The organism is Pseudomonas sp. MEJ108, assembly GCF_030208985.1.
Classification (GTDB): domain Bacteria; phylum Pseudomonadota; class Gammaproteobacteria; order Pseudomonadales; family Pseudomonadaceae; genus Aquipseudomonas; species Aquipseudomonas fragariae.
On the sequence record NZ_JARVSW010000029.1, the window covers coordinates 115,114 to 125,883 of the forward strand.

Consider the following 10,770-nt stretch of genomic DNA (forward strand, 5'->3'; position numbering starts at 1 on the left):
TTGATGTTTGCTCATACGCTCATCAGAAGTCCAGGTTGGACACGGCCAGCGCATTGCTCTCGATGAAGTCACGACGTGGCTCGACCGCATCACCCATGAGGGTGTTGAAGATCTGGTCAGCGCCGATGGCGTCTTCGATGGTGACTTTCAGCATGCGGCGCACACTCGGGTCCATGGTGGTTTCCCACAGCTGGTCCGGGTTCATCTCACCCAGACCTTTGTAGCGCTGGATGGTGTGGCGCTTGGTGCTTTCGGCCATCAACCAGGCGAGGGCTTCCTTGAACTCGTTGACGGGCTTCTTGCGCTCGCCACGTTGTACGTAGGCACCTTCTTCCAGCAGCGTGCTGATCTGCGCGCCCAGAGCGGTAACGGTCTTGTAGTCGTTGCTGCCGAAGAAGTCGCGGTTGAAGGTGACGTAGTTCGACAGGCCGTGGGAGATCAGTTCGACCTCTGGCAGCCAGACGTTACGTTCACGGTCTTCACGCAGGCTGGCCTTGTAGACCAGACCCGACTTCTCGCCGGTGCGCAGACGCGCGTCGAACAGTGCCAGCCAGGCTTGCATGCCCTCGTGATCCGACAGTTGTTCGAGCGTGATCGGCGGCAGGTAGACGAAGTGCTCGGTCAGTTCCTGTGGGTACAGACGCGACAGGCGCTTGAGCGTCTTCATGACCATGCGGAAGTCGTTGACCAGCTTCTCCAGTGCGGTACCGGAGATACCCGGCGCCGATTCGCTGAGGTGCAGGCTGGCGTCTTCAAGGGCCGACTGGGTCATGTATTCTTCCATGGCCTCGTCGTCCTTGATGTACTGCTCCTGCTTGCCTTTCTTGACCTTGTACAGCGGCGGCTGAGCGATGTAGATGTAGCCACGCTCGATCAGCTCGGGCAACTGACGGAAGAAGAAGGTCAGCAGAAGGGTACGGATGTGCGAGCCGTCGACGTCAGCATCGGTCATGATGATGATGTTGTGATAACGCAACTTGTCGATGTTGTACTCTTCACGGCCAATACCGCAGCCCAGCGCAGTGATCAAGGTGCCCACTTCCTGCGAAGAGATCATCTTGTCGAAACGCGCTTTTTCAACGTTCAGGATCTTGCCCTTGAGCGGCAGGATGGCCTGGGTTCTACGATTACGCCCCTGCTTGGCTGATCCGCCAGCAGAGTCCCCTTCCACCAGGTACAGTTCGGAAAGGGCAGGGTCCTTCTCCTGGCAGTCCGCCAGTTTGCCCGGCAAGCCGGCGATATCCAGCGCGCCTTTACGACGAGTCATCTCACGCGCCTTGCGCGCAGCTTCACGGGCACGGGCAGCGTCGATCATCTTGCCGACAACCGCTTTGGCTTCGTTCGGGTTTTCCAACAGGAAGTCGGAGAAGTACTTGCCCATTTCCTGTTCGACAGCCGTTTTGACTTCGGACGAAACCAGCTTGTCCTTGGTCTGCGAGCTGAACTTCGGATCAGGCACCTTGACCGAAATGATCGCCGTCAGACCTTCACGCGCATCATCGCCAGTGGTCGCGACCTTGTGCTTCTTGGCCAGACCTTCCTGCTCGATGTAGTTGTTCAGGTTACGCGTCAGCGCAGAGCGGAAGCCCACCAGGTGAGTACCGCCATCACGCTGTGGAATGTTGTTGGTGAAGCACAGCAGGTTCTCGTTGAAGCTATCGTTCCACTGCAGAGCAATCTCGACACCGATGCCATCATCACGCTGGATGTTGAAGTGGAACACTTCGTTGACCGGCGTTTTGTTGGTGTTCAGGTACTCGACGAATGCACGCAGACCGCCTTCGTATTTGAACAATTCTTCCTTACCGCTGCGCTCATCCTTGAGGACAATGCCGACACCGGAGTTCAGGAAGGACAGCTCACGAATCCGCTTGGCCAGGATGTCCCAGCTAAAGTGGATGTTCTTGAACGTTTCAGCGGAAGGCTTGAAGTGGATCTGAGTGCCTGTGCTGTCACTTTCACCGACAATCTTCATCGGTTCCTGTGGAACACCATGAACATAGGTCTGTTCCCAGATCTTGCCGCTCCGACGAACCGTCAGCAACAGAAGCTCTGAAAGGGCGTTAACCACAGAGACACCTACACCGTGCAAACCACCGGATACTTTGTAGGAGTTATCATCGAACTTACCGCCAGCGTGGAGCACGGTCATGATGACCTCGGCTGCCGACACGCCTTCTTCTTTATGCACGTCTACCGGAATACCGCGGCCGTTGTCGCGCACGGTGATAGATTCGTCTGGGTGGATGATGATGCTGATGTCGTCGCAATGGCCTGCCAATGCTTCGTCGATCGAGTTATCAACCACCTCGAACACCATGTGGTGCAGACCGCTGCCATCGTCTGTATCACCGATGTACATTCCGGGACGCTTGCGTACGGCATCAAGTCCTTTCAGCACTTTAATGCTGGACGAGTCGTACGTTTGGTTTTCGCTCATGCAATCACTCCCGATGGTCGTGGGTCTGGGTGATACGGCCTTGTTCCACGTGGAACAAAGCGACTGGCGTTTCCGTCTGCCAGCCTTCCCTCAAAAATTCTTGATCTACACAGGTGATAAACACCTGGCAGCGTAATTCTTCCAGCAAGCGGCAAAGCGCGCGTCGATGGTTGTCATCCAGTTCGGAGGGCAAATCATCTACCAGGTAAATACACTGGCCGCGACGGACCTGGCTGACCAGATGTCCCTGAGCAATACGCAGTGCGCAGACCACCAGCTTTTGCTGACCGCGAGACAGAATATCTGCCGCATTATGCGCGCCTAATCTAAGGCGCAGATCAGCTCGCTGTGGTCCGGCCTGGGTGTGGCCCATTTGCTGATCGCGGTGGATGGAAGAGGCGAGCACTGTACTTAGCTCTTTTTCCTTGTCCCATCCTCGGTAGTAGCTCAGGGTCAAACCTTCAAGCTCAACAAGTTCGCTCAAAGTCTGTTCAAAGACTGGCTTCAATGCCTTGATATAAGCCCGGCGGAACTCGTCGATCTCGTCACTTGCCGAGCACAGCTCACGGTCCCATGCCGCCTGTGAAGCGGCGTCAAGTGTACCATGCCGAAGCCACGAGTTTCGCTGCTTGAGGGCCTTCTGCAGGCGCTGCCACGTGGCCATAAAGCGAGGTTCCACGTGGAACACTCCCCAATCCAGAAACTGCCTGCGTATCTTCGGCGCACCTTCGAGCAATCGGAAGCTGTCGGGGTTGATGAGCTGCAGCGGCAGAATTTCTGCAAGCTGCGCGGCGCTTCTGGCGTTCTGCCCATCGATACGAATCTGGAACTCGCCTTGGCGGTCGCGTGAAACACCCAGATTGCTGTGTCCACCTTGTGCAAGATCGACCTGACCGAAAACGGTGCAGGAAGGCTGCTCGTACTGAATGACGGGCAGCAGGCGACTGCTGCGGAACGAGCGGGCGATGCCCAGCAGATGGATAGCTTCCAGCACGCTGGTTTTGCCACTGCCGTTTGCGCCGTAGAGGATATTGATACGCGGGGAGGGGGAGAGGGTCACCGGGTGCAGATTGCGCACCCCGGTGACCGAGACGCGACTAAGAGACATCTAGGTTGCGCTGGACATGAAGTTACAGACGCATCGGCATGACAACGTAGGCGGAGTCGTCGTTATCGGACTCTTGCACCAGGGCGCTGCTATTGGAGTCAGACAGGATCAGGCGCACCTGTTCGGTGGTCATGACGCCCAGCACGTCGAGCAAGTAGCTCACGTTGAAACCAATCTCCAGCGAGTCACCGTTGTACTCGACGCTGATTTCCTCTTCTGCTTCTTCCTGCTCAGGGTTGTTGGCCTGAATCTTCAATTGACCGCTGGCCAGTTGCAGACGGATGCCGCGGTACTTCTCGTTGGACAGAATCGCCGTGCGGCTGAACGCCTCACGCAGTGCCTGACGATCACCGAGCACCAGCTTGTCACCACCTTTAGGCAGCACACGCTCGTAATCCGGGAACTTGCCATCGACCAGTTTGGAGGTGAAGGTGAATTCGCCAGTCGTCGCACGAATGTGATGCTGACCCAGAACGATACTGACCGTACCGTCCTGCTCGGTCAGCAGGCGCGCCATTTCAAGAATACCTTTACGTGGAACGATCACCTGATGGCGATCGGCATGTTCGATATCGGCAGACATCGAGCACATGGCCAGGCGGTGGCCGTCGGTGGCAACCGCACGCAAGATACCGGCACTCACTTCAAGCAGCATGCCGTTGAGGTAGTACCGAACGTCCTGCTGGGCCATCGCAAAGCTGGTGCGCTCGATCAAGCGGCGCAGTTTGCTCTGCACCAGAGTGAACGTCAGCGAACCCGGGCCTTCTTCGACGGTAGGGAAATCATTGGCAGGCAGAGTCGACAGGGTGAACCGGCTACGACCGGCCTTGACGATCAGTTTCGAATCATCGAGCTTGATGTCGATCAGCGCGTCATTGGACAGGCTTTTGCAAATGTCCATGAGCTTGCGCGCAGGAACCGTGATTTCTCCAGGTTCGGCAGGCTCTTCCAGCTGGACGCGGCCAACCAGTTCGACTTCCAGATCCGTACCGGTCAGCGACAGTTGCTGACCTTCGACGACCAGGAGCACATTGGAAAGAACCGGCAAGGTCTGGCGGCGTTCGACGACGCCGGCGACCAATTGCAGGGGTTTCAACAGGGCTTCGCGTTGAATGGTGAAATGCATGGTCTAGTCCCTTGCCTTGATGAGCTGCACTGGCGTTATCACGTAGTCAGAGTGCGCAGCAGGTTCTTGTAGTCCTCGCGGATATCCGCATCGGATTCCTTGAGCTCGTTGATCTTTCGGCATGCGTGCAAGACAGTCGTGTGGTCACGGCCACCAAACACGTCACCGATTTCCGGAAGACTGTGGTTGGTGAGTTCCTTGGAGAGCGCCATCGCGACCTGACGAGGCCGGGCGACAGAGCGGGAACGACGCTTGGACAGCAGATCGGAAATCTTGATCTTGTAGTACTCGGCGACAGTGCGCTGAATGTTATCCACACTGACCAGCTTGTCCTGCAACGCCAGCAAGTCCTTCAGCGACTCGCGAATCAGCTCGATGGTGATGTCGCGGCCCATGAAGTGCGAGTGAGCGATGACGCGCTTGAGCGCACCTTCCAGCTCACGGACGTTGGAGCGAATTCGCTGGGCGATGAAGAACGCTGCGTCATGGGGCAGATCGACCTTGGCCTGATCTGCTTTTTTCATGAGGATCGCCACGCGGGTTTCCAGCTCCGGAGGCTCGACGGCAACCGTCAGGCCCCAGCCAAAACGCGATTTGAGTCGCTCTTCAAGGCCTTCGATTTCCTTGGGATAGCGGTCGCTGGTCAGAATGACCTGCTGTCCGCCTTCCAGCAGCGCGTTGAACGTGTGGAAAAACTCTTCCTGCGAACGTTCCTTGCGGGCAAAAAACTGGATGTCGTCGATCAGCAGCGCATCGACTGAACGGTAGAAGCGCTTGAACTCGTTGATTGCATTGAGCTGCAAGGCCTTGACCATGTCTGCAACGAAGCGCTCCGAATGCAGGTACACGACCTTGGCGTTCGGGTTCTTCTTCAGCAGGTGGTTACCCACCGCATGCATCAAGTGAGTTTTACCAAGACCGACGCCGCCATAAAGGAACAGCGGGTTGTAGCCATGCTTGGGGTTGTCGGCAACCTGCCAGGCCGCAGCGCGTGCCAGCTGGTTGGACTTACCCTCGACGAAATTTTCGAACGTGAACGTACGGTTCAGGTAACTGGTGTGCTTGAGCGCACCTTCTACCTGGACGGTGCGTTGTTCCGCGCGAGCGGGCGCTTGTTGCGAGCTGGCACCGGCCATCGGATCGAAGCTGTCACGCGACGGTTCGTCGTGTGTTGCAATGTTCTGGACCGGTGCAGGCGTCGCTACAGCAGCAGCTGGAGCAGCCGTGGCAGGAGCCGGGGCCGAGACGCTGCTGACCGAATTGGCAGACAGCGCCTGTGAGGCTGCAGCGGCCAAGGGTGCATTCGGGGCAGCACGCGGTGCTGAGCTGCGCTTGCTTCCTATTAATAAGGAAAGAGCAGGGGCCATGCCTTGACCGTGTTCGCCGAGAAGCTCGAGCAGACGACCAAGGTACTTTTCGTTGACCCAGTCGAGAACAAAACGATTGGGTGCGTACACACGCAACTCGTCGCCTTCGGCTTCGACCTGTAGCGGACGGATCCAAGTGTTGAATTGCTGGGCAGGCAGCTCATCGCGCAAAAGCTCCACGCACTGCTGCCAAAGTTCCACTGACACGGATATCCCCTGAGTTGAAAGCCGGTGAGGCAAAAACAGCCGCCATTGTAACGACCCAGAGGCGACTTATCCACATGTAGGTTGCTCACAGACAGCTATAAATCAACGATTTATGCCTGAAGCACACGACAAACGGTCGATGCCTAAGCTCTGTGGATAACCCGTCTTCAGCCCATTGCATAAGTCAGGCTTGAACTCTGTGCATAACTCGCCTGTGGATAAAACAGCGTTCCATGCACAGCTTTTCCGAGGGTCCGGCACAGGCAGGGCACCGTTTCTCGACAACCTTTCTAACCTCTGTACACATTGAATAACAAGGGCTGTGAGAGGTTATCCACAGAAAAGCGCTGCCTAAGAGTTATAAGCTTTATAAAGAAGCTTTAAATACTTTCTTCTTTTTATTTCTATAACAGGATCGGGTCAGCCTAGCGGTGAACGAGAGGAAGAGGGCTTTCAGCTATAAAAAGACGCCCATGAAGAAAAGCTGGTTGGAAATTGACCTGCGGGCCCGCTTTCTCTAGAATCCCCGGTCTCTTAAAACGGGGGCCATTCCGGCCCGTAGTGGACGAACCAGGTAACACGCCATGAAACGTACTTTCCAACCCAGCACTATCAAGCGCGCCCGCACCCACGGTTTCCGTGCACGCATGGCCACCAAAAACGGCCGCGCAGTTCTTTCGCGTCGTCGTGCCAAAGGCCGTAAGCGTCTGGCAGTTTGATAAATCGGCACAGGAGGTGAGTCGAGACTTCAGTCGGGAAAAGCGTTTGCTCACTCCCCGGCATTTCAAGGCAGTCTTTGACTCCCCTACCGGTAAGGTTCCGGGGAAAAATCTCCTGCTCCTTGCGCGCAACAACGACCTTGATCATCCCCGCCTGGGGCTTGTGATAGGTAAAAAGAGCGTGAAGCTTTCCGTCGAGCGCAATCGTTTGAAACGCCTGATGCGCGAATCATTTCGCCAACACCAAGACAGTTTGGTCGGTTGGGATATCGTTATCGTCGCGCGTAAAGGCTTGGGTGACGTAGAAAACCCTGAACTGATTCAGCATTTCGGCAAGCTCTGGAAACGTCTGGCGCGTAGCCGACCCATTCCGGAAGAAAAATCCGAACCTGCAGGGGTAGACAGTCCAGATGCGTAAACTGGCACTCGTTCCGATCCAGTTTTATCGCTATGCCATTAGCCCGCTGATGGCCAGTCACTGTCGTTTCTACCCCAGTTGCTCCTGCTACGCGTATGAAGCCATCGAGAATCATGGCCTTTTGCGCGGTGGCTGGCTGTCAATTCGTCGTCTTGGTCGCTGTCACCCATGGAATCCCGGTGGTTATGACCCGGTTCCAGCTGTCCCCACCTCCCGTTCTTCTTCGATGGCCGAGTAATCATGGATATTAAACGCACGATCCTGATCGTCGCCCTGGCAATCGTGACCTACGTCGGGGTTCTGAAATGGAACCAAGACTATGGCCAGGCTGCCATGCCGACCCAGAATGTTGCAGCCAGCACCACCGCACCGGGTATTCCGGACACGGCCGCTGGTACTAATGGTTCTGCAAGTGCCGATGTTCCAAGCGCAAACGCTACTGCCAATACGGCTGCAGCACCTCTTGAAACTCCGGCCGTAGCCAGCAAAGACCTTATCCACGTCAAGACCGATGTGCTCGATCTGGCGATCGATCCGGTGGGTGGCGACGTCGTTCAACTTCGTTTGCCTCTGTACCCGCGTCGTCAGGATCGTCCTGACGTTCCGTTCCAGTTGTTCGACAACGGTGGCGAGCGTACTTTTCTGGCACAAAGTGGCCTGACCGGGACCAATGGTCCTGATGCTCGCGCTGCCGGTCGTCCGGTTTACACCTCCACACAAAAGACTTATCAACTGGCTGACGGCCAGGGCACGATGGTCGTGGATCTGAAATTCTCGGAAAACGGCGTCAATTACATCAAGCGCTTCACGTTCAAGCGCGGTCTGTACGATCTGGTCATGACTTACGTTGTGGATAACCAGAGCGCACAACCCTGGTCCGGCAATCTGTTCGCGCAATTGAAGCGCGATGCCAGCTCCGATCCTTCTTCGACGACTGCTACCGGCACTGCTACCTACCTGGGCGCTGCCCTGTGGACTGCGGCCGAGCCGTACAAGAAAGTGTCGATGAAAGATATCGATAAGGGCCAGGTCAAGGAAACTGTCCAGGGCGGCTGGGTTGCATGGTTGCAGCACTACTTCGTGACTGCGTGGATTCCGGATCACAACGCAACCAACGCCGTTCAGACCCGCAAAGACAGCCAGGGCAACTACATCATCGGCTTCACCAGCCCGACTCTGTCGGTTGCACCTGGTGCACAAGGTGAAACCAGTGCCACCCTGTACGCAGGTCCGAAAAGCCAGGCGGTACTCAAAGAGTTATCCCCAGGCCTGGAGCTGACTGTCGATTATGGTTTCCTGTGGTTCATTGCCCAGCCTATCTTCTGGCTGCTGCAACATATCCACGCCATTCTCGGTAACTGGGGCTGGTCGATCATTGTTCTGACCATGCTGATCAAAGGCCTGTTCTTCCCGCTGTCCGCAGCCAGCTACAAGTCGATGGCACGCATGCGCGCCGTGGCTCCGAAGCTTGCACTGCTGAAGGAACAGCATGGCGATGATCGTCAGAAGATGTCCCAGGCAATGATGGAGCTGTACAAGAAAGAGAAGATCAACCCGCTGGGTGGATGCTTGCCTATTCTTGTGCAGATGCCGGTTTTCCTTTCGCTTTACTGGGTACTCCTGGAAAGCGTGGAAATGCGTCAGGCACCATGGATCCTGTGGATAACCGACCTGTCGATCAAGGACCCGTTCTTTATCCTGCCGATCATCATGGGCGCGACCATGTTCATCCAGCAGCGTCTGAACCCGACTCCGCCGGACCCGATGCAGGCCAAGGTCATGAAAATGATGCCGATCATTTTCACGTTCTTCTTCCTGTGGTTCCCTGCCGGTCTGGTTCTGTACTGGGTTGTGAACAACACCCTGTCGATCGCTCAGCAGGCTTACATCACTCGCAAGATCGAAGCAGCTACCAAGAAAGCAGCTGTCTGATCTAACCTGTGAATAAGTTCTACAAGACGCCCCCTCGTGGGGCGTTTTGCTATCCGTCATTTGTCCGGGAGCCGGAGCATGAACGTTCCTCGTGAAACCATTGCCGCCATTGCTACAGCCCAAGGGCGTGGCGGTGTGGGTATCGTCCGGGTGTCAGGTCCTCTGGCGGGCAAGGCCGCCGAAGCCATTATCGGTCGGACCCTCAAGCCACGATTTGCCCACTACGGACCTTTTGTAGATGGCACCGGGCAGGTGCTCGATGAAGGTATCGCACTGTATTTTCCGGGACCCAACTCGTTCACCGGCGAGGATGTACTGGAACTTCAGGGTCATGGCGGCCCCATTGTTCTGGACATGCTGCTGCAGCGCTGCCTGCAACTGGGCAGCCGCCTGGCTCGTCCGGGAGAGTTCAGTGAGCGTGCGTTTCTCAATGACAAGCTCGATCTTGCCCAGGCGGAAGCGATTGCCGACCTGATCGAGGCGAGTTCTGCACAGGCAGCGCGCAATGCACTGCGCTCGCTGCAGGGCGCTTTCTCGCGGCGTGTGGATAACTTGACCGAGAAATTGATCAGCCTGCGTATCTACGTAGAGGCTGCAATCGACTTCCCCGAAGAGGAAATCGACTTCCTTGCCGATGGCCACGTTCTGAACATGCTCGATGACGTGCGTGCCGAGTTATCCACAGTGCTGCGTGAAGCCGGGCAGGGTGCCTTGTTACGCGACGGCATGACCGTAGTGATTGCCGGGCGCCCCAATGCGGGCAAATCCAGTCTGCTGAACGCTCTGGCGGGCAGGGAGGCGGCGATTGTCACCGAGATCGCCGGCACAACCCGCGATGTACTGCGTGAACATATCCACATAGACGGAATGCCCTTGCATGTCGTCGACACCGCAGGGCTGCGGGATACTCAAGACCAGGTGGAAATGATCGGCGTGCAGCGCGCACTCAAGGCCATCGGCGAAGCTGACCGGATTCTGCTGGTGGTGGATGCGACCGCGCCGGAGGCAGCCGACCCGTTTGCACTGTGGCCCGAATTTCTCGAGCAGCGCCCGGACCCGTCGAAAGTCACGCTGATACGCAACAAGGCAGATCTGAGTGGAGACCCCATCAATCTGCAGACCAGCGTTGATGGCCACGTCACCATCAGCCTGAGCGCCAGGTCTGGTGGCGAAGGGCTTGAACTGCTGCGCGAACATCTCAAGGCCTGCATGGGCTATGAACAAACCTCGGAAAGCAGCTTCAGCGCGCGTCGACGCCACCTTGAGGCGCTGCGCCATGCCAGTGACTCGCTGGAACACGGCAGGGCTCAACTCACCCTGGCGGGCGCTGGAGAGCTGCTGGCCGAAGACTTGCGTCAGGCACAGCAAGCGCTTGGCGAGATTACCGGCGCATTCAGTTCCGATGACCTGCTTGGCAGAATCTTCTCCAGCTTCTGCATCGGCAAGTAAACCT

Annotated in this window: 9 protein-coding genes; 5 read left to right on the top strand and 4 right to left on the bottom strand. The window is 56.7% G+C overall.

Annotated features, from left to right (window positions below):
* Positions 1–22: 22 nt before the first annotated feature.
* From gyrB to dnaA, 4 genes are read right to left on the bottom strand one after another with little or no spacing between them, the layout of a single operon-like run.
* A complete protein-coding gene (gene gyrB, locus QRN50_RS15225) occupies positions 23–2,440 on the bottom strand; it encodes a DNA topoisomerase (ATP-hydrolyzing) subunit B (protein WP_003340175.1) in 2,418 nt (805 codons plus the stop codon).
* A 4-nt stretch (positions 2,441–2,444) separates the two neighbouring features.
* Positions 2,445–3,548, bottom strand: a complete 1,104-nt coding sequence (gene recF, locus QRN50_RS15230; RefSeq protein ID WP_011266123.1) for a DNA replication/repair protein RecF — start codon at positions 3,546–3,548, stop codon at positions 2,445–2,447.
* Positions 3,549–3,570: 22 nt separating this feature from the next.
* The gene (gene dnaN, locus QRN50_RS15235) at positions 3,571–4,674 is read right to left on the bottom strand and encodes a DNA polymerase III subunit beta (protein WP_003421522.1); all 1,104 of its coding nucleotides are present in this window, start codon (positions 4,672–4,674) and stop codon (positions 3,571–3,573) included.
* 38 nt (positions 4,675–4,712) lie between these two features.
* Complete coding sequence (gene dnaA, locus QRN50_RS15240; RefSeq protein ID WP_096126720.1) at positions 4,713–6,248, bottom strand: chromosomal replication initiator protein DnaA; 1,536 nt, start codon at positions 6,246–6,248, stop codon at positions 4,713–4,715.
* Between the two features lie 584 nt (positions 6,249–6,832).
* Here dnaA and rpmH point away from each other — a divergent pair.
* From rpmH to mnmE, 5 genes are all read left to right on the top strand, one after another.
* On the top strand, positions 6,833–6,967 hold the full coding sequence (rpmH, locus tag QRN50_RS15245; protein ID WP_002551315.1) for a 50S ribosomal protein L34: 135 nt from the start codon (positions 6,833–6,835) through the stop codon (positions 6,965–6,967).
* Positions 6,968–6,983: 16 nt separating this feature from the next.
* The gene (gene rnpA / locus QRN50_RS15250; RefSeq protein ID WP_002551314.1) at positions 6,984–7,385 is read left to right on the top strand and encodes a ribonuclease P protein component; all 402 of its coding nucleotides are present in this window, start codon (positions 6,984–6,986) and stop codon (positions 7,383–7,385) included.
* The gene (gene yidD / locus QRN50_RS15255; RefSeq protein WP_002551313.1) at positions 7,378–7,623 is read left to right on the top strand and encodes a membrane protein insertion efficiency factor YidD; all 246 of its coding nucleotides are present in this window, start codon (positions 7,378–7,380) and stop codon (positions 7,621–7,623) included. The genes rnpA and yidD overlap by 8 nt, the downstream gene beginning before the upstream one ends.
* Before the next feature lie 2 nt (positions 7,624–7,625).
* The gene (gene yidC, locus QRN50_RS15260; protein WP_024660768.1) at positions 7,626–9,317 is read left to right on the top strand and encodes a membrane protein insertase YidC; all 1,692 of its coding nucleotides are present in this window, start codon (positions 7,626–7,628) and stop codon (positions 9,315–9,317) included.
* A 78-nt stretch (positions 9,318–9,395) separates the two neighbouring features.
* Positions 9,396–10,766, top strand: coding sequence for a tRNA uridine-5-carboxymethylaminomethyl(34) synthesis GTPase MnmE (mnmE, locus tag QRN50_RS15265; RefSeq protein ID WP_024639356.1), 1,371 nt, complete (start codon positions 9,396–9,398; stop codon positions 10,764–10,766).
* Positions 10,767–10,770 lie beyond the last annotated feature (4 nt).